The 23,376-nt window shown below is 61.5% G+C and carries 20 protein-coding genes; 19 read left to right on the top strand and 1 reads right to left on the bottom strand.

Going from position 1 to position 23,376, the window contains the following annotated elements; all coding sequences use genetic code 11:
- The first annotated feature begins 313 nt into the window (after positions 1-313).
- The 12 genes from ASC97_RS27745 (at position 314) to ASC97_RS27690 (ending at position 15,683) form a co-directional block, all read left to right on the top strand.
- Entirely contained in the window at positions 314-2,299 is a 1,986-nt protein-coding gene (locus ASC97_RS27745) for an adenylate/guanylate cyclase domain-containing protein (RefSeq protein ID WP_082530189.1), read from the top strand.
- 334 nt (positions 2,300-2,633) lie between these two features.
- Entirely contained in the window at positions 2,634-4,079 is a 1,446-nt protein-coding gene (locus ASC97_RS27740; protein ID WP_057471546.1) for a DUF3300 domain-containing protein, read from the top strand.
- Between the two features lie 24 nt (positions 4,080-4,103).
- Positions 4,104-5,069, top strand: coding sequence for a DUF2950 domain-containing protein (locus ASC97_RS27735; protein WP_057471545.1), 966 nt, complete (start codon positions 4,104-4,106; stop codon positions 5,067-5,069).
- A 55-nt stretch (positions 5,070-5,124) separates the two neighbouring features.
- Positions 5,125-6,321, top strand: a complete 1,197-nt coding sequence (locus ASC97_RS27730) for a hypothetical protein (RefSeq protein ID WP_057471544.1) — start codon at positions 5,125-5,127, stop codon at positions 6,319-6,321.
- A gap of 47 nt (positions 6,322-6,368) precedes the next feature.
- Complete coding sequence (locus ASC97_RS27725) at positions 6,369-7,829, top strand: lytic transglycosylase F (protein WP_057471543.1); 1,461 nt, start codon at positions 6,369-6,371, stop codon at positions 7,827-7,829.
- Between the two features lie 166 nt (positions 7,830-7,995).
- Positions 7,996-9,015, top strand: a complete 1,020-nt coding sequence (locus ASC97_RS27720; RefSeq protein ID WP_057471542.1) for a sensor histidine kinase — start codon at positions 7,996-7,998, stop codon at positions 9,013-9,015.
- Positions 9,015-9,626, top strand: a complete 612-nt coding sequence (locus tag ASC97_RS27715; RefSeq protein WP_057471541.1) for a response regulator transcription factor — start codon at positions 9,015-9,017, stop codon at positions 9,624-9,626. The genes ASC97_RS27720 and ASC97_RS27715 overlap by 1 nt, the downstream gene beginning before the upstream one ends.
- Before the next feature lie 60 nt (positions 9,627-9,686).
- Positions 9,687-10,055: a response regulator gene (locus ASC97_RS27710; RefSeq protein WP_057471540.1), complete on the top strand. Its 369-nt coding sequence runs from the start codon at positions 9,687-9,689 to the stop codon at positions 10,053-10,055.
- 273 nt (positions 10,056-10,328) lie between these two features.
- Positions 10,329-10,586, top strand: a complete 258-nt coding sequence (locus tag ASC97_RS27705) for a YMGG-like glycine zipper-containing protein (protein WP_057471539.1) — start codon at positions 10,329-10,331, stop codon at positions 10,584-10,586.
- A gap of 276 nt (positions 10,587-10,862) precedes the next feature.
- Positions 10,863-12,410: an AbgT family transporter gene (locus ASC97_RS27700; protein WP_057471538.1), complete on the top strand. Its 1,548-nt coding sequence runs from the start codon at positions 10,863-10,865 to the stop codon at positions 12,408-12,410.
- Between the two features lie 53 nt (positions 12,411-12,463).
- Complete coding sequence (locus ASC97_RS27695) at positions 12,464-13,666, top strand: M20/M25/M40 family metallo-hydrolase (protein WP_443216785.1); 1,203 nt, start codon at positions 12,464-12,466, stop codon at positions 13,664-13,666.
- Positions 13,667-13,847: 181 nt separating this feature from the next.
- Positions 13,848-15,683 carry an SLC13 family permease gene (locus ASC97_RS27690; protein ID WP_057471537.1) on the top strand — a complete coding sequence of 612 codons (1,836 nt, stop codon included), beginning with the start codon at positions 13,848-13,850 and terminating at the stop codon, positions 15,681-15,683.
- Positions 15,684-15,722: 39 nt separating this feature from the next.
- On the opposite strand, the gene ASC97_RS27685 is transcribed toward ASC97_RS27690, so the two are convergent.
- Entirely contained in the window at positions 15,723-17,447 is a 1,725-nt protein-coding gene (locus tag ASC97_RS27685; RefSeq protein WP_057471536.1) for a hypothetical protein, read from the bottom strand.
- Between the two features lie 379 nt (positions 17,448-17,826).
- On the opposite strand from ASC97_RS27685, the gene ASC97_RS27680 reads away from it, so the two are divergent.
- Genes ASC97_RS27680 through ASC97_RS27650 form a run of 7 tightly spaced genes read left to right on the top strand, consistent with a single transcriptional unit; the run spans position 17,827 to position 23,373 of the window.
- On the top strand, positions 17,827-18,357 hold the full coding sequence (locus ASC97_RS27680; protein ID WP_057471535.1) for a Na+/H+ antiporter subunit E: 531 nt from the start codon (positions 17,827-17,829) through the stop codon (positions 18,355-18,357).
- Positions 18,350-18,610 (top strand): monovalent cation/H+ antiporter complex subunit F, encoded by a 261-nt coding sequence (locus ASC97_RS27675; protein ID WP_057471534.1) that lies wholly within the window; start codon positions 18,350-18,352, stop codon positions 18,608-18,610. The genes ASC97_RS27680 and ASC97_RS27675 overlap by 8 nt, the downstream gene beginning before the upstream one ends.
- Before the next feature lie 5 nt (positions 18,611-18,615).
- Positions 18,616-18,867 carry a hydrogenase subunit MbhD domain-containing protein gene (locus tag ASC97_RS27670; protein WP_057471533.1) on the top strand — a complete coding sequence of 84 codons (252 nt, stop codon included), beginning with the start codon at positions 18,616-18,618 and terminating at the stop codon, positions 18,865-18,867.
- Positions 18,860-19,204, top strand: coding sequence for a monovalent cation/H(+) antiporter subunit G (gene mnhG, locus ASC97_RS27665; RefSeq protein WP_057471532.1), 345 nt, complete (start codon positions 18,860-18,862; stop codon positions 19,202-19,204). Before ASC97_RS27670 ends, mnhG begins: the two co-directional genes overlap by 8 nt.
- Entirely contained in the window at positions 19,201-19,899 is a 699-nt protein-coding gene (gene mbhE, locus ASC97_RS27660) for a hydrogen gas-evolving membrane-bound hydrogenase subunit E (protein WP_057471531.1), read from the top strand. The genes mnhG and mbhE overlap by 4 nt, the downstream gene beginning before the upstream one ends.
- Positions 19,900-19,915: 16 nt before the next feature.
- Positions 19,916-20,284, top strand: coding sequence for a sodium:proton antiporter (locus tag ASC97_RS27655; RefSeq protein WP_057471530.1), 369 nt, complete (start codon positions 19,916-19,918; stop codon positions 20,282-20,284).
- Positions 20,278-23,373 carry a proton-conducting transporter transmembrane domain-containing protein gene (locus ASC97_RS27650; RefSeq protein WP_057471529.1) on the top strand — a complete coding sequence of 1,032 codons (3,096 nt, stop codon included), beginning with the start codon at positions 20,278-20,280 and terminating at the stop codon, positions 23,371-23,373. The genes ASC97_RS27655 and ASC97_RS27650 overlap by 7 nt, the downstream gene beginning before the upstream one ends.
- The last annotated feature ends 3 nt before the right edge of the window (positions 23,374-23,376 follow it).

Raw genomic sequence — 23,376 nt, 5'->3', positions numbered from 1 at the left:
TCAAATCCTGCCCCCGCAACCAGAATCTTCAAAGACACCCAAAACAAAGCTCCTCCGCCTAACCGTCGAGGAGCTTTTTGCGTTTCTCCTCCGGGGCAATCTCGACCGCTTCAATATCACCAGGACGTGGGCCCTGCTCCAGTGAAATCGCCAGCCTAGCGTCGCGCCGCCTGTCGGCATCCTCCGGGTTCCGGGCAGATGACGCAATTTTTCGTTGAAACAGGTATGATTGCGGAATCATAAATAGATGCCGCGATATCGTGGCGGGGCAAAAGGCCTCGGGTGGATTTGCACAAGCTGCGGTGGAAGACCAATGGCAACGAATGGGGAGCAGGGCAGCGAGAGTGCCGGGGCGGCGGACGACCGCCTGCCGACGAAGTCGCCAGGATCGCCTTGGGTAAGGCCACTGAGGCTGCATCTCAGTGTCGTCATCGTGACGTTGCTCGTCTGCATTTCCGCGCCCCTGATGTGGCTAACCTACACGAAAGGGCGGGAGGCGGCCGTCACAGCGGGCGAAGACCTGATGCGCCAGCTGGGACTTCGTGCCATCGATCGCTATCGGAACGTCTTCGGAGACGGGTATTCCGCCGTTGCAACCGCCTCGGTGCTCGCGCCGCTGCTGACGCCGCCGCCGGCCGATCTGGATGCGAAGCAGGAGTATTTCATCAAGGTTCTGCAGAGTTCGCCCTATATCGACGGGATCTATGTGGGCTACCCCGATGGAGCGTTCGTTCAGGCGGTCAATGTCGAGCGCAATTCCCGATGGCATGACGTGCTCCGGACGCCGAGCGGAACGATCTTTGCCCTCCGTACCATCGAGAAGCGCGGCGATGAGGCCCTGTCCAGCTGGCGCTTTCTCAATCGGGACGGCGTTCTGGTGGCGGAACGATCAGACGGAAAGGTCGCGTTCGATCCCCGCGCGCGCCCCTGGTACAGCGCAGCGATGACGGCAGGCGGGCAGGTTTCGGTTGGACCCTACGTCAGCGCCACAACGAGGTCGCTCAGCCTGACGCTCGCCATGCCGATGGCCAGGGGCAACGGCGTGATCGTGGGCGCCGACGTGCTGCTGGAAGCGATCAGCCGGCTTCTCAATCGCGAGGCGATATCGCAGCATGGACGCGGTTATGTCTTCGACAGCGACGGGCAGCTCATCGTTCACTCCGACCCGGAGATCATGGCTGAGATCCTGGACACCCTGTCCTACAATCCGACAGGTCGTGCACAGGCAACGGGCATGGACGATCCGGCGGTCGAGCCCATCAAGGCTCTGCTGGCGGGCAGTGGCAACCATGTCGGTGCGGTTCAATTCATGGTCGGAGCCGAACCGTATCTTGCCCAAATCTCACCCGTCGAGTTCTCCGGACTGTTGAAGGGCAATGTCGTCGTGCTGGCAGCTCCGCTGGACGATTTCGTCGGACCGAGCGATCGCCTGCTGAACAAGACATTGTGGATTGCCGGCATTCTTGTCCTCGTCGGGATCGCCGCTGCGCTGGTTGTCGCACGGCTTGTCAGCAATGCATTGTTTTCGCTAGCGAACGAAGCGCGCCAGATCGGCAGCCTGGAAGAACTCGACGGCAATCCGGCGACGCATTCGTGGATCGCCGAGATCAACGTTCTGGCGAATGCCCTGGCATCGGCGCGTGACGCCATTCACAATTTCGCGCTCTACGTGCCGCGCGAACTCGTGCGCCGGATCGTCAACTCCGGCAAGCAGGCTGTCGGAACCGCCACACGCCAGAACGTGACGCTGCTTTTCACCGACATTCGCGACTTCACGACAATTTCGGAGCAACACTCGCCGGAAGACGTGGTCGACATGCTGTCTGAGTATTTTCAGTTGATGAACGAGATCGTCGAACGTCACAACGGCGTAATCATCCAGTATCTGGGAGACTCGATCTTCGGCATGTGGAACGCGCCGCTCGCCGATCCCAACCACGTGGAAAACGGCTGTCGGTGTGCGCTCGCCCTGAAGGCCGCGATCGACGACTGGAATGCGGCCAACCGGGCGGCGGGCAGCGCCGAACTGGTGACGCGGTTCGGGTTGCACACCGGCGTGGCGGTGGTCGGCAGCGTCGGCGCCCAGTCACGACGCCAGTACACGGCAATGGGCGATACCGTCAACGTAGCCTCCCGCCTCGAGGGCATGAACAAGCAGTTCGGAACATCGATCCTTGCCAGCCGTGCGGTCGAAGACAGTGTCCGTGAGACGTTTCATTTTCGCGCCCTGGGGCTGGCGGAGGCGAAGGGCCGCCTCGAGCAGATCGAGATATTCGAACTTGTCGGCGACAAGGCCTGACAAAGCCCTGACCGCCCGTTCAACGAGGCGACAGCCGTCGGCTCCGGGTGTGCGTCGTCAGCCAATCGGCTAGGTTGCGGAGACGACCTTCGTGGTCCAGCATTCTCCATTCGTTGTTTTCCGGCAGCGGCGGAAGCAGTCGAAGCGCATATTCTCGTGCGGCCGGCTTGGAACCTGCAATGTTGGCCCTAGGTCCAACTATACTTCGGCTGAACAGCCTAGGAGAATGCCGCGAACGCCACTGTCGTCGCGTCCGCAAGGCCGCCGGATCTGTGGCGGCGGGATGTGGTGCCATGAGACAACTCAGTTCCGATCGAGATGGGGGATTTGCGAAATGCCTCGAATTCATGAATTACGTCTGGCAACCGGCCTGGCGTTCCTGCTGGCCCTCACAGGGTTTTCCCTAGCTCCGGACCTCCTCACCGTGGCCCACGCGCAGGCGACCGCGGCTGCTGACGCCTCCGGAGCTGCCGACGACGCGCCAGCGCCGTTGACGGACGACGAGCTCGAAGTGCTCGTTGCACGTATCGCGCTCTATCCGGACGAACTCGTTGCCCTCGTCACATCTGCATCGCTCTATCCCCTGCAGATCGTCGAGGCCGCGAGATATCTGGAGGATGCGAAAAAGGACCCTAAGCTCAAGCCCAAGGATACGTGGGACGGGAGCGTGATCTCGCTTCTCAACTACCCTGACATCGTCAAGATGATGAGCGACGATCTCGACTGGACCCAGCAGCTGGGCGAGGCTCTGTCCAACCAGCAGAAGGATGTCCTTATCGCCATCCAGCAGCTCCGCGACAAGGCGGTCGCCGATGGCATCATCAAGACCGACGACAAGATCAAGGTGGTGCAGGAAAACGAAAACGTCGTCATCCAGGCGGCCAACCCCGAAAAGATCTACGTGCCGCAGTATGCGCCCGAGATGCTCTACGAGCCCAACTATGCAGCGGCGCCGATCAGCTATTATCCAGACTATTATCCGAACTACACCTATCCGACCGCACCGTTCTTTGCCGCCGCCGTAACCGGCGCAATCTGGGCGGCAGCCGTCGATTGGGACGACTGGGGCGTGTGGGGCGGTCGTTGGGGCGGCGACGTCGACATCGATTGCGACCATTGCTTCAACAACATCAACGGCAAGGTCAACTTCAACGATGTCGACTGGAAAAACGTCGATCGCAGCAAGATCAAGTTCGACAGCAACCAGTTCAACAATATCGATCGCAATTCCATCAAGAACAGCATCAAGTCGAACGACCGCAACAGCATCAAGGCCAAGACCAACGCGATCGGCAACGATCGCAACAACGCGATCCGCAACAAGCCGGGCAATATCAGCGTCAAGGACGTTCGCAACAGCAAGATCGATGCAGACCGGATCAATCGTGACAAAATCAATCGTGACGGGGGCGCCGCCAACGCGCGCAACAAGGCGGGCCAGGGGATTCAGAACCGCACGCCGAATGCGCGCCCGGACAGGCCTGCCGCAGGCAACAGGGCGTCCAAAGCCAACTTCGACCGTCCGGCCGGGAAGCCAAAGCCTGCAGCCAGAGCGGACAACAGGCCAAAGAAGCCATCTGCCCTTGGGCATGTCGATAACGGACGCCGCGCGCAGCTGCAGTCCAATCGCGGGCGTGAGGCGATGGGTGGCGGCAGTCATCGTGGCGGCGGTGGTCAAAGTCTGGGCGGCGGCAATCGTGGCGGCGGGCACGCCATGCGCGGCGGTGGCGGCGGCGGACATCGATCCGTTCCGCAGCGCGGCGGCGGACGTCGTCGGTAACCCCTGGAGCAAAGGAAGACAGTCATGACAACGTCAGTCAGAACCATGATCCTGAGCTCGGTCTTTACCGTGGCACTCCTGGGATTTGCGGCCTCTCCGATCAGCCTCCAGGCCGCGGAGCCGGCCGAGGGAACACTTATTGCCGGCTTTGCGTCGCCGACCGATCCGCCGGTATTCGACACGCCCGAGCAGGTCGTCGATGCGTTCAAGGCGGCGCTCGCCGCAGACGACTTCGACAAGCTTGCAACGTTGCTCGGTCTCGACCCCAAGAAGGCGAGGGCGGGGGACGGTGTGATGGACACTTATGCCCAGATCCGGGACGGCGCCAAGAAGCAGCTGGTCGTCCGCGACGACGGTGACGACAAGATCCTCGACATTGGCGACAAGCTGTGGCCGCTGCCGTTCCCGATCGTCAAGGGCGCGGACGGAAAATGGTCTTTCGATACCTATGCCGGGTTCGAGGAGATCATCAATCGCCGCGTCGGCGAAAACGAACTCCAGGCGATAGCGACAATGCGCGCCTATGTCGATGCGCAGAAGGAGTATGCCTCCGCCGACCATGACGGGGACGGTGTCCTGGAATACGCCCAGAAGCTGATCAGCAGCGAAGGCAAGACCGATGGACTTTACTGGCCACCCGATCTCGGGGCCGGCGACAGCCCTGCAGGTGCCGCCTTTGAAAGCGATGCCGCCACAATCAAGAAGGCCAAGGCGGGTGCGGGCTATTTCGGCTATCATTACCGCATCCTGACGAGCCAAGGACCGAATATCGCCGGGGGAAAGTTTGACTATATCATCAATGGCAACATGATTGCCGGTTTTGGGCTGATCGCCTGGCCGGTCCGCTACGACGAGACGGGTGTTCATACGTTTGTCGTCAACGCCAACGGTATCGTCTACCAGGCCGATCTCGGCAAGAATACCGATGCGATTGCAGCAGGGATCAAGCAGTTCAATCCTGGTGACAAATGGGAGATCACGGACGACTGAGGCCCTCGCACTGGCGTTTTCGGATCGGCGACATCCCCAGACGAGAGGCGTTTGCATGAACGATGCACATGCGGGTTCAGCCCAGCTCACCAAGGAGTTTCTTGCGTCTCACGGTGGTCCATTTTATGAACTGCAGCGCCGACTCCATCTGCTCCATGAGCATGCACTGAAATCCGGGCAGCGTGCGGTAATCTTCGTCGGGCTCGCCTGGGGTGTTCCTTTCCTCCTGGGACTTCCCCGCAGCCTGTCGTTCGATACGTCAGGTGGCATGACCTACCTCGCGGACGTCAGCGTGTGGGCGAGATTTGTCGTCGCGATCGGCGCTTTCGTCCTCGCCGAGCAACAGGTCGAACAGCGGCTGCGTGACAAGCTTCGCCAGGTGATCTCTGCCCCGATCGTGGCGCCGTCGTCGCTTGCTGATGCGGCCCACGCCGTCAATCATGCCTTGCGGCGGCGCAATTCGCATTTGGCCGAGATTGCCTGTCTGGCGTTCGCGGCTCTGGCGGCCGGGATCGTGCTCCGTCATCAGTACGCCGTCGATACGTCGTCTTGGGTCGTCCAGGCATCACCTTCGGGCAATGCCGTGACACTTGCGGGATGGTGGTGCATCCTGGTCAGCGTGCCGTTGTTCTGGTTCCTCGCGCTGCGCGGCCTATGGCGGCATTTCGTCTGGTCGCTCCTGTTGCGCAAAGTGGCACGACTGGACCTTCGGCTTGTCTCGACGCATCCTGACGGAAAAGGTGGCATAGGCTTCCTTGCGGACTACCCGAACGCCTACATGACCGCCGTCTTCGGGGTGAGCTGCGCCGTCGCCGCAGCGGTTGCCCAGAATCTCCTTCATGAGACGGCAACGATCACAAACATCACGATCCTGATGGCAGGATGGCTGCTGATCGTTCTCGGGCTGTTCGCCTATCCGCTATCGGCTTTCTCCAGGCCTCTTGCGGAGCTCAAGAAAGCCACGCTGATGAGGCTGAGCGCGCAGGCGACGCAGTATCATCGCTGGGCCGAACGCAAGCTGATCGGCTCCAACGTCGTCGCGGAAAGCAACCCGGACGCCGAGCAGCCACAGGAGGTGGCAGACCCTTCCAAGCAATTCGAAACGACGCGCAAGCTGTCGCCCATGCTCTTGAGCCGTTCGGCACTGCTACCGGTCTCGGCGGCTGCCCTGTTGCCGTTCGTCATCGTTGCCTCGTCCAGAGTGCCGTTCAAGGAAGTCCTGTCGCTCGTCAAGAAGTTGCTGCTGCTTTAGGCGGTACCGGTATGATATGAAATTCGAACATCTCCCGAGGTCGATCGATGCGCTATCTTCGCTTTTTCAGAGTGATCGTTGCGGCCGCCGCATTGCTCATGGGTCAGCAACTCTGCGTCGCGGCGGAGAGTGTGCCGTTTTCTCAAATTCTGGTGAAGCCGCATACCGGCGATCTCGACACCATGAGGAAGTTGCGGCTGATCCGCATTCTGGTGCCATACAGCAAAACGATATACTTCATCGACATGGGGCGCCAGTTCGGCACGGCAGTTGAGTTCGGCACCGCGCTCGAAGCCGAGTTGAACAAGGACAAGAAGAAAGAGATCGACCGCATCCGGATTGCCTTCGTCCCGACGTCGCGCGACCGCCTCATACCTGCTCTGAACGAGGGCCTGGGCGACATCGTCATGGCCAATCTGACAATTACGCCCAAACGGCTGGAACAGGTCGATTTCAGTGCGCCGCTCTATGGCGAGGCAAGCGAGGTTCTGGTGTCGGGACCTTCAGCTCCCGCAGTCACCAGTCTCGACGATCTCTCCGGCAAGGAAGTGTCCGTTCGGCAGACGAGCAGCTACTATGAGCACATCGTCGCCGTGAACGAACAGATGAAAAAGGACGGAAAGCCCGAGATCCAGATCAAGCCGATCGATGAGAACCTCGAAGACGAGGATCTCATGGAGATGGTCAACGCGGGGCTGCTGCCCTGGACGATCGTCGACCGGTACAAGGCCGAGATCTGGACGAAGGTGTTCAAGGACATAAAGGTGCACCCCGACATCGCAGTGGCGACCAACGGGCAGATCGCCTGGGCAATCCGCAAGGACAGCCCGCAGCTGAAAGCCGTCCTCGACAGGTTTGCAGGCGAGCATCAGGTCGGCACGGCTTTCGGCAACATGCTGCGTACAAAGTTCTTCAAGAACGACAAGATGCTGAAGAAGGCCTATTCGCCTGACGATGTGGAGCGCTTCCAGACGCTCGTCGGCATTTTCCGCAAGCATGCGGGCGAATACTCGTTCGACTATCTGATGCTCATCGCTCAAGGCTATCAGGAATCCCAGCTCAACCAGAAGCGTCGGAGCCCGCGCGGAGCCGTCGGCGTGATGCAGCTGCTTCCGGCGACTGCCGCAGACAAGGATATCGGCATCAAGGATATCGCCAAAAGCGAGGATCGCAATGTCGAGGCGGGGGCGAAATACCTCCGCCATCTGATGGACGTCTACATCGACGAGCCAGCCGTAACGCCGCGCGATCGTCAGCTCATGGCGTTCGCCGCCTACAATGCCGGACCGGGGAACCTGCGGAAGTTCAGGAAGAAGGCGAGTGACCTCGGGCTCAGCCCCGATATCTGGTTCGGCAACGTCGAGAATGGTGCCGCCGCGATCGTCGGGCGCGAAACCGTGCAATACGTCAGCAACATCTTCAAATACTACATCGCCTACAGCCTCCTGGAGCAGCAAATCGCCACGCATAGAAGTTCGGCCGAAACAGCGGTTCCTCCCAAAAACTAGCGGCGGCGATAGCTTGCAGATTCCTATGCCGCGCGCCCCGATCCCTCGGGAATGCGCAGCAAGGCATTGTAATTTACGCCGGATTTAACCGTAACGTACTTGCGCAAATGCTCATTGAGATAGTGCATGCAGAGCTCGACCGTCGACAACTGGATGCAGCGCGCGAATGAAATTCGAAACTCGGCACTGGGCGTGGCTTTTGTCGATCCTATGCCTTTCGGCAGCGCAATCCTTAGCGCAAAGCCCGACTGCCGACGTCAATCGCGTTTTGGCGGTCTACGACAACAGGAACACAGCGGCGGCCGTGAAGGACTCACAGGCTCAAAGCGATGTGACGCCGCCATGGAAAAGGTACCGCACAGAGATCCTGACCATGCTCGCGGTCGTTCTGCTGCAGAGTGCAACCGTCATAGCGCTCTTCGTTCAACGGCGACGCAAGATCCGGCTTCAGGCAGAGCTCAATCTCGAACGGCTCGAACTTGCCTATCTCTCGAGAACGTCCCAGCTCGGAGAGCTTTCCGGGGCATTGGCGCACGAACTCAACCAGCCGCTGACGTCAATCCTGGCGAATGCGGAGTCGGGAGTGCGGCTACTCGACAACGATCCTATCGACGTGAATGAGCTTCGCGACATCTTGGGGGACATCGTGCTCGACAACAAGAGGGCCGCCACCGTGATCACGCAGTTGCGGCGCCTGATGATCAGGGGGGAGACCAGCCTTGAGCCAATGGATTTCAATCATGCGGTAACGACAACGCTGGCTCTGGCTCGCAGCGAGCTCCTTGCGCGGCAGACACGTGTCGATGTCGTCCTCGACATGCCCGATGTCCCCATCCGCGGCAATCTCCCGCAGTTGCAGCAAGTGATCCTCAATCTGCTGCTGAACGCCTCCGATGCCATGGCGCACCTGCCGCCTTCGCAGCGCGAGATTGTCATTCGGACACGAAAGCGCGAACGTGGCGTGAGCGAGCTCACGGTGACCGACCGGGGAGTGGGGATTGCACCCCAACGCCGCTCGGAGGTGTTCAAGCCATTTGTGAGCACCAAGAAGACGAGCCTTGGGCTCGGATTGGCTATCAGCAGGTCGATCGCGCAGGCCCATGGTGGGACCCTGCGTTTCGATGAGAGCTTCGACGAGGGCGCGCGCGCGATATTCATTCTGCCCGCCCGCACAGGGGATGCATGATGAGCGACTCGACAGCAATTGTTCATTTAATCGACGACGACGCCGCGATACTGAAGGCGCTGAAACGGCTTCTGATCACTGTTGGCCATCGCGTCGAGGCGCATCAAAGCGCCGAATCCTTCCTGGAAAGGCATGATCGGAACGCACCCGGCTGCGCGATCGTCGACCTTGGCCTGCCGGGTATGAACGGACTGGACGTCCAGGATATCCTTGCGGCAGAACATGCGCAGTGCCCCGTCATATTCCTGACGGGACAGGCAGATGTCCCAGCCACGGTTCGCGCCATGAAAGCCGGAGCTGTCGATTTTCTGACCAAGCCCGTCGATGCCGACAGTCTTCTTGCCGCGGTTTCCAAGGCACTCGAAATCGATGCGCAGGCCCGCCAGGCAAATGCGCGGCGCTACACAGCCGAACGGCGATTGGCTTCGCTGACGCCTCGTGAGCGCGAAGTGTTCCGCTGTGTGGTGGCCGGGCGCCTGAACAAGCAGATCGCCGCCGAGCTAGGGACGGTAGAAAAGACCGTGAAAGTGCATCGCGCGCGAATGATGGAGAAGATGGGGGTCCGCACTGTCGCCGATCTCGTTCGTCTCGGCTCGCTGGCGGGAGCTTGAACCCGGTATTGGACCCAAGGCCAATTACCGGTGGGGCGTGCTTGCTGTAGAAGTGGCGATATGAAGAGCCCGAACCTCAGAGTCGCTATTGTCGATGACGATGAGACCGTCCGTCGCGCGTTGCGCCGGTTGATCGCATCGCTGGCCTATATCCCGGTCGAATTTGCGTCCGGCGAAGCATTTCTGGCCGAGCTCGCCAGGTCAACATTCAGCTGCGCCCTGATCGACCTGCACATGCCGGATCTCAATGGGATCGACGTCGTCGTCAGAATGCGGCGAGATGGCCTGGATGTTCCCGCGATTGTCATTACCGGGGGCGATGAGCCCAAGATGCGCGAGCGCTGCCTGAAGGCAGGAGCGGCGGCGTATCTGATCAAGCCGGTCGAGCGGGAGACGGTTTTTGCGACAATACAGTCCCTGTCGGCGTGAGGCTTGCCGACGCCGGCGTGCTTTAAGTCCGTGCCCTGCCAACGATTGCCCAGGTATCTGCCGGCTGCTTGCCAAGAAACTGAATTCTTGAGCGATTCTCCCCGCTTGCACCGTCGATGCCGCTCCGCTCAGCGGGCAGATTTGAACTTAGAGCTTGGTTTCGGGATTCTATGCCGATCACAGACAGTCTCCGGCGACACTATACTTGAGAGGATGGCGCATGGCTTCTGTTGCCACCTTTGAGCCTGTCGAGTGTCACGTAAGGGGAGAGTGATGAAGAAGTTGCTGCTATTTTCGTTGGCTGGTCTGGCGCTGGCAAGTTGCACGCCGACTCAGCAGGGCGCCGGCATCGGCGCTGCAACCGGTGCCGTCGTCGGTGGCGCGGTAACCGGCGATGTCCGCGGTGCGGCTGTCGGTGCGGCGATCGGTGGCGTTTCGGGCGCTGTCATCGGCAACGTGGCCGGACGACCTGGGCAATGCTACTATCAGGATCGCTATGGCCGGCGCTATGTTGCAGCTTGCCCACGCTGACGGGTGACCGCGACGCAACCGTGGTCGCGGCATACATGCCAACGGCTGCTCACGCGGATCGCGTGCTGCGGATTCCTCTGCGCAGGCAAGTCCCGCTTTCTGCCACGATCAGCCGTGCAGGCACTTTCAGATTTCAAACATCCATTGATGAGAGCCGCGGATCGGAAATTGGGGTTAAGCCGATCCGGCACTCTCGACTTTAAAGCAAACGAGCCAGCCTGACCCCAATTCCAGCGCCCTTCGGGACGCGACCCTTTGGCTCAACGGAGGCACGATATGGCCACTGCCAATGCCGCATCAAAGACCACGATGCAGAGATTTCTCGACGGCGTCGAGAAAGTGGGAAACATGGTTCCCCACCCTGTGGTCATCTTCCTGATTCTGATCGGCATCGTTATCGTCCTCTCGGCGGTGCTCGGCGCTTTTGGAGCAGCCGTGAGCTATGAGCGTATCAATCCCGATACACATGAGATCGAGCAGGCGTCGACGGCCATCCGCAGCCTGTTGAACGTCGAAGGCATTCGCTTCCTGTACTCCTCGCTCATTCCCAACTTCATGAGCTTCACCGCCGTAGGGCTGATGATCGCCGCGATGATCGGTGCGGGCGTTGCGGAGGAATCCGGCCTGGTCACGGCGCTGATCCGCAAGCTCGTCATTGTCTCGCCGAGCTGGGCGCTGACCTACATCCTGGCCTTTGTCGGCATCCTTGCAAGTATTGCGGCAGACGCGGGTTATCTGGTTCTGATCCCGCTTGCCGGCGTCGCCTACCTGGCTGTCGGGCGGCATCCGCTAGCAGGCCTCGCGCTAGGCTTCGCTGCCGTGGCGGGTGCCTTCACCGTCAACATGCTCATCAAACCACTCGACGCCGTGCTCGTCGAATTCACCAACGATGCGGCGCATCTCGTCGATCCCGGCCGATCGATCGGCCTGGCGTCCAACGTCTGGTTCTCCATAGCATCGGTTCTGTTCCTGACAGTCGTGGTTGCCTTGATCACCGATCGGATCATTGCGCCGCGACTTGGGACGTACAATCCGGAAAACGCCGAAGGCGGCGTTCAGAGTCAGGGCGCGACGCTCTCCGAACAGGAATCGCGCGGCTTGCGGTTTGCGCTCTACGGGCTCATCGGCCTGCTGGTCGTCTTCCTCCTCCTGACGCTTCCAAGCGGCGCGCCGCTGCGCAACCCCGATACCGGTGAACTGATCGGCAACTCGCCCTTCATGAATGGTCTGATCGCGCTCATCATGCTGATCTTCCTGGTGACCGGGTGGACATACGGCATAGGCGCCGGTACGCTGAAGACGCTTGCTGAAGTGATCGCCGCGATCGAAAAGTCGATCAAGAACATGGGCGGCACCATCTTCCTGTTCTTCGTGCTCAGCCAGTTCGTCGCCTATTTCACCTACACCAATATCGGCACCGTCATGGCGCTCAGCCTTTCGGGCGTCCTTCAGGCCGCCAACATCGGCGCACTTCCGCTGTTGATCGGCTTCATCGTGGTGGTTGCGATCATCGACCTGCTGCTGACTGGTGCGATTGCGAAATGGGCGATTTTCGCTCCCGTCTTCGTACCGCTCCTGATGAAGCTCGGTGTCGAGCCCGAAGCCGTGTTGGCCGCCTATCGCGTCGGGGACTCGCCGATGAACGCGATCACGCCACTCAACGCCTATTTCGCGCTCGTGGTCGGCTTCGCCCAGAAGTACGACAAGAATGCAGGCGTCGGCACGATCGTCTCCCTGATGCTGCCTTATGTCGTGCTGATGTTCGTGCTGTGGACAGGCCTCTTTGCAGTCTGGAAGGCACTGGGTCTGCCGTGGGGCCTGTGAAGGTCGACGCGCAAGCCCGAACGAAACAACGTGCAAACAATCGGATGGATATCATGAGCAACACCTCTATTCCTCTCGACGTCGCCGCGGCGGAAGAACATCTGATGCGGTTCCTCTCCGTGGAAGGCGTCACCGGACAGGAGAAGAACATCGGCCTTGCGGTTTGCGACGCCCTGAAGAAAATCGGCGTGCCGGAGTCTGCCATTCGCTTCGATGACGTCAACAAGCGCATTCCGCTGCCGACCGAAACGGGCAATCTGATCGTGGATATTCCGGGAACACGGCCGGGGCCGAGGCTGCTCTTTTCCACGCACCTGGACACGGTGCCGCTCTGCGCGGGGGCCAAGCCGCGGCGCGAGGGCGACCGTATCGTTTCCGACGGCACCACCGCGCTTGGCGGCGACGCCCGCACTGGCGTCGCGCTCCTTGTCGTGGTCGCCGAGACGCTGATCAAGCACAAGCTGCCGCATCCACCGATCACTCTGCTGTTTACGGTTCGCGAGGAGAGCGGGCTGCATGGCGCGCGCGAACTCAATCCGGCGGATCTGGGCGGCGCGGTCATGTGTATCAATGTCGACGGCCAGAGCGCCGCGGACCTGATCATAGGTGCGGTGGGACAGGAAAACTGGGAGGTCGAAATCACCGGTCGGGCGTCGCATGCCGGCGTCGCACCCGAGAAGGGCATTTCGGCGACCATGGTTGGTGCGATGGCTCTTGCCGAAGCACGGAAAGCCGGCTGGTTCGGCAAGATCGTCAAACCGGACGGCCGGGGCACGAGCAATATCGGCATTTTCGGCGGCAAGGACAACAAGCCCGCAGGCGACGCCACCAATGTCGTCACCGACTACGCCTACCTCAAGGGCGAGGCGCGGAGCCCAGAGGCGGCCTTCGCGACGAAGATCGCCAATGGTTACAAGGAAGCCTTCGCCAAGGCGCAGAGCGAGGTGACGACTGACGACGGCGACAAGGCCGAGGTAAAATTCAGTCATGTCGCGTCCTATCCGCCGTTCGAACTCAGCAAGGACACTCCGGTCGTGAAGCGTGCCACCAAGGCGCTGGGGATCCTCGGAATCGAGCCGGTCTACGTCTTCTCCAATGGCGGACTGGACGCCAATTGGCTCGACAAGCACGGCGTGCCCACCGTCACCATCGGTGCCGGCCAGGCTGAAATCCATACGATCAAGGAATATGTGAACCTCAAGGAATACGAAAAAGGCTGCCGCATCGGCCTGCTGATGGCGACACTCGATGACTAGCCCCTCCAGGGATCGCCTGCCCGGAAGCCCGCGGCGGTCGATCCCCGGCGTGCCTGCAGTCATGAGGCCTCACACCTCCCCCTGTGAATCCAATGCAGTGCGGGCAGCCTGAAGCTGCGTGGTGGGGACGCGGCTGAACGATTTGGACGGCCTGAGCGAGGCCAAATGAGGAGCGGAGCGATTGAGTCCCATAGCATACACGGCCACCATCATCGCCGTCGCCGTCGTCCTGTTCGTGTGGAACAAGTTACCTGTCGTCTTTGTCGCCATGCTCACCGCATTGGCGTTGTGGGGGAGCGGCGTGCTGACGATCGGTCAGGCGCTTGGCGGCTTCGGCGATCCGGCTGTCATCTTCATTGCTTCGCTGTTTGTCGTCAGCTCCGGGCTTGAGGTCACCGGCGTCACCGCCTGGGCCGGCCAGCTTCTGATCCGCGGCGCGGGCGAAGAGAGCCGCACACGCCTTCTGGTCCTGACCATGGGGCTGGTCGCGCTGCTCACCGCACTGATCAGCGTCAATGGCGCGGTAGCCGCGCTCCTGCCGGTCGTGGTGGTCATTGCCGTCCGCCTCCGGCGGAACTCGTCGCAGCTCCTCATGCCGCTGGTCTTTGCCGCACATGCCGGTTCGATGCTCGCGCTGACGGGAACCCCGGTGAACGTGCTGGTTTCGGAAGCCGGGGCGGAAGCCGGCGTGGGCGGTTTCGGTTTCTTCGAATTCGCACTTGTCGGCGTGCCTCTTCTGGCCGGGTCCATGGTGATCATCGTGCTCTTCGGAAAGCAGCTTCTGCCTGAACGCAACGGCGCGACCATGCCTGCCGATTTCAGCCACCACGCCAAGACGCTGGTGGAGCAATACGGCCTTGCAAGCGGTATCTACCAGATGCGCGTCCGTGCAAGTTCGCCGTACGTGGGCGTGTCGCCGTCGGGAATCGACCTCTCCGCTCATCCGGGGCTGCAGCTTGTCGCCATGCAGGAGGGAGAAACGGCCGGACCGCTCCGCAGGCCCGCCGTTGCCGAGGGGGATCATCTGCTGGTGCGTGGCGACGCGGACACGGCTGCCGCATTTGCTGCCCAGATGCACCTGGCGTTCCGGGACGATAAGGCGGCCGGCCAGGGGCAGGACACGCTGTTCAATCGCAGCTCGGGCCTCGCCGAGGTGGTCATCCCGCCGAGGTCCGGTCTCATCGGAGAAAATGTCTTTCCGGGCATGGTCACCGAAAGCGGCGATCTGATCATTCTGGCAGTGCAGCGCGCGGGTGCCGAAATCGCCGCCGCCAACGCAACAAGGGACGCTGGCGGCATCGTCCTGCAGGCCGGCGACACGATGCTTCTGCAGGGAACCTGGAAAGCCCTCGACGTTCGCCTCGACGACCCAGACGTTCTCGTTGTCAATTCGCCCGAACTGGTCCGGCGGCAGGCCGTTCCGATGGGTCCGGGAGCGCGCCAGGCCATCGTCATCCTGATTGCGATGGTTCTTTTGCTCGCAACCGGCATCGTACCGCCCGCAGTGGCGGGCCTGCTTGCAGCAGGTGCGATCATCCTGTCGGGAATCATGAGCGTCGAGCAAGCGTACCGCGCCGTTGGGTGGACGACCGTGATCCTTGTCGGTGCGATGATGCCGCTTTCAACGGCGATGGTGGAGACCGGGGCTGCGAAGCTCATGGCCGACCATCTCGTCAATCTTGTCGGCGATGCTGGTCCTGTCGCACTGCTGGCCGGTCTCTTCATTCTGACGGCCATCATGGGCCAGCTCATCAGCAACACCGCAACCGCATTGATCGTTATCCCGATCGGGGTTGCCGCGGCGACAGCCATGGGCGTCTCTCCGCGTCCGGTGCTGATGAGCACGGCAGTGGCGGCGGCAGCGGCCTTCCTGACGCCGATAGCGACGCCGACCAACCTGATGGTGATGGGTCCCGGCGGATATGCTTTCAGCGACTATTGGAAGCTTGGGTTGCCGCTGCTGCTTTGGTTCTTCGTCGTCTCCGTGTTCCTCGTGCCCCTGATCTGGCGCTTCTGAAGCCGGGACAAGGCTGTCTGCGGACGCCCGAGCCGCAGACTATTTCGATTTCACCAACCCGGAGAAGCCGGCTACCGCCAGGAGGCTCAGGGCCCAGCCGATGATCGACTGGAAGAAGTAGTATCTCAGCGTGAATCTCCCCGTGGGCTTCATCGAGTCCGGTCTCCAGTAATCCTTCTGTCCGACCAGCAGTACCGGCAGGAGAACGTCGAGCGAATACATCAGGGGATTGAACTCGGGGTAGCTGGCAGCCTCCGGCTGGCTGCGGAAGCAGGAAAGCTGGTTCTGTCCGGCCTCGGCACGTCCCGCCAGGACCTGTCCGCTCGTCGGCATGTAGCGGCTTTCGGTCCGCTCGAGATCGCACATCGTCCATTCCGGCGAGCGCAGGACGACAGGACTGTTCGGCTTCATTGCGCCCTTGTGGTAGGCAACGGCAAATACGCCCGTGCCAATCGTCCAGAAGAGGATCAGCCAAACCAGCGCCAGAAGAGGTTGGCGTCCATAACGCAGGGTGATCGCAAGAATGGCATCCAGCGAAGCGAGTGCACCGCGCAATACGGGGTTCTTGGCACGCGCCCGGCGGGCTCGCCGCTGCAGGCGTTCCTTGGTAATCAGGACGGCGCGGGCGTCCTCGTCATGTCCCATCTCCCGCAACACCATCGAGAGATGCTCGTAGGGTTGCGGCCAGAAATCGGACTTCCAGCGCTCCGGGGTCTGTCGCGACAACCAGTCCAGCCTGCTTTCGGCATCGACGGGCCCACCGATGAAAGCGCCGTATTGGCAACGGTTCAGCAACAGATCGCCCTTCGGCGGCCAGCTTTCCTTCTCGTCATCGATCGCGCCGATGGTCGTGGCCGTCAGATCGAGCGTGCCGTCGACCGCTGCTCCCTGCCGCAGGAAGAATGCGCCGTCGATCGTGGCGCGGTTGAGCCTCAGCGCGTAGCCGCCCGGTTGCGAGAGCGTCGCCGAGGTGCAATCAATGTCTCCGCCGAAGCGGGCGCCATGGAAGCGGGCCTCGCCGATGATGGTGGCGCCACGCAGTGCCAGGTCGCCACCGGCCACGATGGCGTCGCCGTTGAAAGCGACCTCGCCCGGGCGCTCGATCCTTGCGCCGACCGCGTTGACGTCGCCGCTGAGGCGAACGGCGGAAAGATCGACTCCGCCACGCACGGTGGCGCCGCGCAGCAGCACACCGCCCCGTGTTTCCAATCCATCGGCATCGAGCGCAATTCCGCCGGGCGAGGTGATCGACACTCCGTCCGCCTCGATGCTGCCGCCGGTGCGCGCGCCGGCCAGCCGAATTTCGCCGGTTACGGTTGCGCCGCGAATGGAAAGGCAACCGCGTGCCTCGAGCCTGTCGGCCTGCAAGCCGGGTAAAACCGAGCCGTCCAGAAACAGATTGTCGATGATCGCGGAGCGCAGCACGGGCGACGCTTCGAAGTGGCAGTCCTTGAGGCCGATATCGCGCGGAATACGGCAACCCTCCAGATCGAGAATGCCGGTGATCCAGGCTCCGCTCAACCTTAGCCCCTTCTCGTGCGAGCGGTGGCCTTCGCTGCCGAGGATCAGCACACGCAGAAGCTCGGCGCGCACGATGCGCGCCGGGTCCGCCGTCTCCGGGCGCAAGCCGTCGCCCAATCTGTCGAAATCGCCCTGGCTCAGATAGGCGACAACCTTTGCCTCGGCCGCGCTGAGGGGGTGGAAGCTGGCGAGGCTGGCCGCGACCGGCTCAGAGGATCCCGTCCCAGGAGCCTTCTCATTCATAGGTCTGACATCCGCTTGCCTTCGCTTGCAGGTGGTGCCGGCCGGCAGGTTCCGCGGATCTCTGCGCGCTGCGGCAGACAATAGAGGCGCGTCTGCTCATGCCATCTCTCCCTTCGCCAAGGCGCTCATCGAAATCCTGCATGGAGGGTATCGTAAGTGATTGATTTCTCCGTTTTCAGTGCGGGTCAAGGGGCGCCGCCCGCCGCAGGGCATTCCGGTACCGAAAAGCGCGGCAACCCGCCGGCATATCGGACCATGAGCATAGTTTCTGGATTCAATGCCGATCACAGCCCGATACAGCCGATGCTAGTGTGACCGCACGATGCATCGAGTTCCATCCGCGCTACCATTCCATCATCCCCTGTCGAAAGCCTGCGCGATGCCAGAAGACCACGGAACGAAGCAACGACACGTATCGGGATTGCCGCAGGGCATGTTCGTTCTCTGGGGCCTGCTGTTCATCGTCTGGCTGGTGATCAACGCCTCCGTGGAACTGCCGATCGTCGCCACCGGCGCGCTCGTCTCCCTGGTCATGGCTGCTATATTCGCTCGTCGCGGGGACGTCTGGCGGATCGAAATCACGCCCCGCAAAGCCTACCATTTCCTGGCCTACACCTCTGTCTTCTTCGTCGAACTGGTGAAGGCGAACATCAACATGCTGCGCTACGTCTACGCGCCGCGCATCGATATCAGCCCAGGCATCGTCAAGGTCAACATGCCGCTGAAATCGCCGATCGGCCGGCTGGCGCTCGCCAATTCCATCGCGCTCACACCCGGGTCGCTGGTCATGGACCTCCGGGGCGACGCGCTGTTCATCCATTGGCTCGACGTCAGGACGACGGACACCGAGGAAGCGACCCGCATGATCGTTGGCCCCTTCGAGAGACACCTGGGGGCGGTTTTTGGCTGACATCATCCTGCAGATCGCCGTTGTCCTGATCTTTCTCAGCATCGTGTTCGGCGTGCTGCGGCTGGTCATCGGCAAGACTGCGATCGATCGGGTCGTGGCGATCGACATGCTGACTGTCGTGACGATCTCGCTGATTGCGCTCTACGCTCATATCTCCGGACGCTTCGTCTATCTCGACGTGGCGCTGGTCTATGGGCTTCTGAGCTTCCTGGCGGTTCTCGCCATCGCCCGTTTTCTGGAAAGGGGGCCGTAACCGTCATGCTCGAATTGCTGATCCTTCTGGTCTGCGGCAGCATCCTGGTGAGCGGCGTGCTGGCCGTGGTGCTCAGCAACCTCATGGCTGCGATGGTGAGCGCGGGGCTTGCGAGCCTGTTTGCGGCGGCCTCCTATGTTCTCCTGGCGGCACCGGATGTGGCCATGGCGGAGGCCGCGATCGGCTCCGGCCTGGCAACGCTGATTTTCCTCTATGCGATCCGCAAGACAAGAGGCGGAGGAAACGCAGATGAGTGAACTGATCGGCAGCATCGTCATCCTTGCCGGGGCGTTCTTCCTGTTTTCCGCGGGCGTCGGCCTGCTGCGGATGCCCGACGTTTTCACCCGCATTCAGGCGGGCACAAAAGCCTCCACCTTGGGCAATATCCTGGTGCTTGCAGGCCTCGGCATCTATCATCCCGACTGGTCGCTGAAGCTGCTCATCGTCGCATACTTCGTTCTGATGACAAATCCGCTGTCGTCGCATGCGCTGTCGCGGGCGGCACACGCGATCCGCACGCCGATGGCGAAAACGACCATTGTCGATGCGCTCAGGGATGAGAACAACGCCACCACCGAAGAGGGTTCCTCATGAAGCGGTTGTTCAGCCTGTTGGCGGTGGCGATGTTCGGCGTCATCTTCGCCGGACTTGTTTCCGGCTACAGCGAGCGCCAGGTGGTGTCGGCACTCGCAGTGCACTACCTGAGACAGGTCCCGGCGGATCTCGGCGCGCCGAATGTCGTCACCGGCATCCTGATCTCATTTCGCGGCTTCGACACACTGGGCGAGGTCGCTGTGCTGTTCATGGTGGCGGCGAGCGTCGGCGTGCTCCTTGCTAGCGGACCGGAGGAGAAGCCGCTTTCCCTGCCTGCATCAGGTCGAGGTCAGCAGGAGCCGAGCGAACTGGTGCGCAACGGCGCGGAGGTGGTGCTGCCACTCATCTTCCTGTTCGGCGCCTATGTGATCATGAACGGCCACCTTTCGGCAGGTGGGGGTTTCCAGGGCGGCGCGATTGTCGCCTCCGGTGTCATGCTGCTGATGCTTGCCTATCCCTCGGGGCAGATCGACCATGGTTTTCTCAGCATCACGGAATCGCTTGCCGGCGTTCTCTATGTTTCCCTTGGCATTCTGGGGCTGGTCTTCGCCGGCGGCTTTCTCGACAGCCACATCCTGCCGCGCGGCAATTTCGGGACGCTGCTCAGCGCCGGCGCCATCCCGCTGATATCGGCACTCCTCGGTATCAAGGTCGGTGCGGAGCTGAGCGTCATTATCGACCGGTTCCGCAGCTGAGCATAGGAGACGAGCCATGGGACTGCCGATTTCACAGATACTACTCACAACGGGATTTGTGCTCATTCTCATCGGCCTGTGGGGCATGCTGACGCATCGCAACATCCTGCGCATCATCATCGGGTTTTCGCTGATCGACACCGGCATGCACATCGTTCTGGTGGCGACGGGCTACATCACCGGCGGAACTGCGCCGATCATAGACGATGCACTCGGTGCCGCGGACGCCGCCACACGCGCAGTCGACCCCATTCCGGCAGCACTTGTCGTGACCGCCATCGTCATCGGCTTTTCGGTCACCGCAATCATGTTGTCCTTTGCGATCAGGCTGCATGCGACCCGAAAAACCCTTTCGATCGACGCACTGACGGAGTCGAAATGGTAGACAGCTTGCTCCAGCCGCTGAATATCTTTCTGCTCGGTCTCGGCGGCGGGTTTCTCATCCCCTTGCTCTATCGCATCGCCAAGCCGTTGCCTGCCGCCGGTTTCGTCGTCGCGCTGTCGGGGATGACAGCGATATCGGCGGCCTGCCTTTGGAAACTTCACCACGGCGGCTCGACCATCGAGGTGTTCACCGCCGGCAGCGTGCCGCCTTATTCAATCAACCTGCGCTTCGGCCTGTGGGAGGGCTTCTTCTCGCTCTGCGTCAACGTCATCGGGCTGTTTGGTGCATGGCATATTTGGGACCGGCTGCGCTCGAGCTACGCAGCCCTGCTGCTGTATCTGATCCTGATCATGGGCATCAACGGCATGGTCATGACGCGAGATCTGTTCAATCAGTTCGTGTTCCTCGAGATCGTGTCGATCGGCACCTACGGTCTCCTGGGCTTTGAACGCGCGCCTGCAGCGCTTGCCGCCGGCTTCAAATACATCGTGGCGACGGTGCTCGCCTCGTCCTTCTTCCTGCTCGGCGCCGGTCTTCTCTATCATGTGACCGGAACGCTCAACATCGACGACATGATCGCCAACCGGGCGCTGATCACCGGTCCGATCGGTGCAACGGCGCTTCTCCTGGTGCTGGCCTGCCTCGTGCTCGAACTGAAGCCATTTCCGGCAAACGGCTGGGGGCTCGACGTCTACGAGACCGCAAGCAGCGGGACCGCGGCGCTTGTTTCGGTCGGGGTGTCCGCGGGCGTGTTCTTCGCCCTTTTCAAACTGCTGCCGCTGTTCGAAGGCCACCTTGGCATGCTTGCGGTTTCCGGCGGCGTCACCTTTCTCTTCTCCAATCTGGTGGGCCTGAAGCAGACGAGCGTTCAACGGATGCTCGGCTATTCCTCGATAGCGCAGATGGGGCTGCTGATGCTTGCGCTTTCACTGTTGCACCAGCTTCAGGCAGAGGAGGCGCTGCCGCTGGTCGTCGGTGGCCTTTTCGTCAACCATCTCTTCGCCAAGGCGGGGTTGTTCTGGCTGGCGGGCATCGTGGAGCGCGCGGAAATCGACGGGTGGTCCGATATTTCAGGCAATCCGTTCCTGCTCGCCATCCTTGCCGTCTTTCTCGTGGCGATCGCCGGCCTGCCGCCATTTCCCGGGTTCTGGGCGAAATGGGAGCTGGTCATGCGGGCTGCCGCGGGCGGACAATATATCTGGATCGCCGTGATCCTGATCGGGTCACTGCTTGAGGCAGCCTACATGTTCCGCTGGTTCAAGCATGCGACGCGCCCGATGCCGGACGGACTTGCGATACGCCCGGCGCTCGTGAAGCTGGTACCCGTGCTGGCCTGCGCATTCCTGCTGTTTGCAGGCGGGTTCGTGGCGGCCAGTCTTGCCGGTGCAGCTTCGTCACTGCTTGTCGCCCCGCTTGTGGTCGGCGGCTGCCTCTGCCTTCTCGACGGGCTGCCGGGGCGGGTCAAATGCGTGCTGATGCTGACCGCGGTCGCGCTCGCCGGATCATGGATCACTCGCGATATCGAGGGGGTGCCGCGGCTGTTTGGGGTGCTGCTACTCGCCGGCGGGCTGGTCATCGCCTTCGCCGGCTTCTACCGCTCCGATGCGCGCCGCGGCTTCTACCCGATGATGGCGATCCTGCTTCTGTCGATCGCCAGTCTGCTGCGCGCCAGCACCAGCCTTGAATTCTTCTTCCACTGGGAGATCATAACCCTTTCGTCCTATTTCCTGATCGCGCAGCGGCGGGGAGCCCATCCCTACGTGTTGCAGTTCCTGCTGTTTTCGCTGGTATCGGCGTTTTCGCTGCTGGCGGGATTCGGTATCGCCGCAACAACAAACGGAAGCACGGTGCTTGCAGCATTTGCGACGGCGGGTCCCGATGCGGCCCCGGCGTTTGCATTCCTGGCGATCGGCTTCCTCATCAAGGCAGGCGCCGTCGGTGTTCATGTCTGGTTGCCGGGTGCCTATGCGGAGGCGGATGACGACCTGTCAGCGATGCTGTCCGCCGTCATCAGCAAGGTCGCAGTCTTCGGCCTGTTCATGGTCACCTATCTCGCCATACGCTCCGAAGTCGGGCTTGAGATGGCGCACGTGATGGGTTGGATCGGGCTGCTGACGACGATCGCGGGTGCCGTCATGGCGCTTCAACAGCGCGATATCAAGCGGATGCTCGGTTACTCGAGTATGAGCCAGATCGGATATATCATCACGGCGATCGCGCTGATGAGCCACCTTGGCTGGGTTACGGCCTTCTACCTCGTCGCCAACCACCTGATGGTGAAGGGCATTCTGTTCCTGGCTGCGGCCGGCATCATCCTGCGAACCGGTACCAGGCTTCTCGACCAGACGGGCGGTCTTGCCGGGAAGATGCCATTCACCTTAGCCACTGTCGTCGTGGCGCTGATTTCGATGTCCGGCCTGCCGCCGCTGGCCGGCTTTGGCGGCAAATGGCTGCTCCTCAGCGCGATGATGGACAGGGGATGGTACGGGCTTGCGATCCTTGCCGTCCTCGCCACCTTCATCGGTTTCCTCTACATGTTCCGGCTGGCTTACGCCGTCTTCCTGGGACCACGAAAGACGGCGCATCGGGAGGTTCGCGAGGCACCCTTGCCGTTGCTTCTGCCGCAGTTCGTTCTGGTTGCGGCCATTTTCGTGCTCTCCTTCTATCCCAAACTCCTGATGGATCCTGTTTCCGCGGCGATCGACCCCTATTTCGCCTCGACCCTGGTTTGGGAGGGGATGTCGCTGGAGACCATCTACGGCTACTGGAACCCCGTGCCCGTCATGGCGGCTACGGTGGCGGCGGCGGTCTTCCTGCTCGGGTTGTTCCTGGTGATCTACCGGAGGAGACCCGGCCGTTCCGTTCCGACCGGTGCTGCACACTTCTACAGGTTTTATCGCGCTGCCTTTGCGCCGCTCGTTACGCCGGTCGCCAACTGGTTCTGGGACGGCTTGTGCGATCTGACCGTCGACGCAGGCGGATTGGTGCGAAGGATCTACACCGGCAACGGTCAGACATATGCGTTGCATATGCTGTACTACGTGATCGTCTTGTATGTGCTCAGCATGCTTGGTTTCGCTGCAGGCTGACGC

Origin of the sequence: Rhizobium sp. Root1203, assembly GCF_001424945.1 — a bacterium.
In the GTDB taxonomy this organism is placed as follows: Bacteria; Pseudomonadota; Alphaproteobacteria; order Rhizobiales; family Rhizobiaceae; genus Rhizobium.
This window is presented reverse-complemented; position numbering and strand designations above follow the sequence as displayed.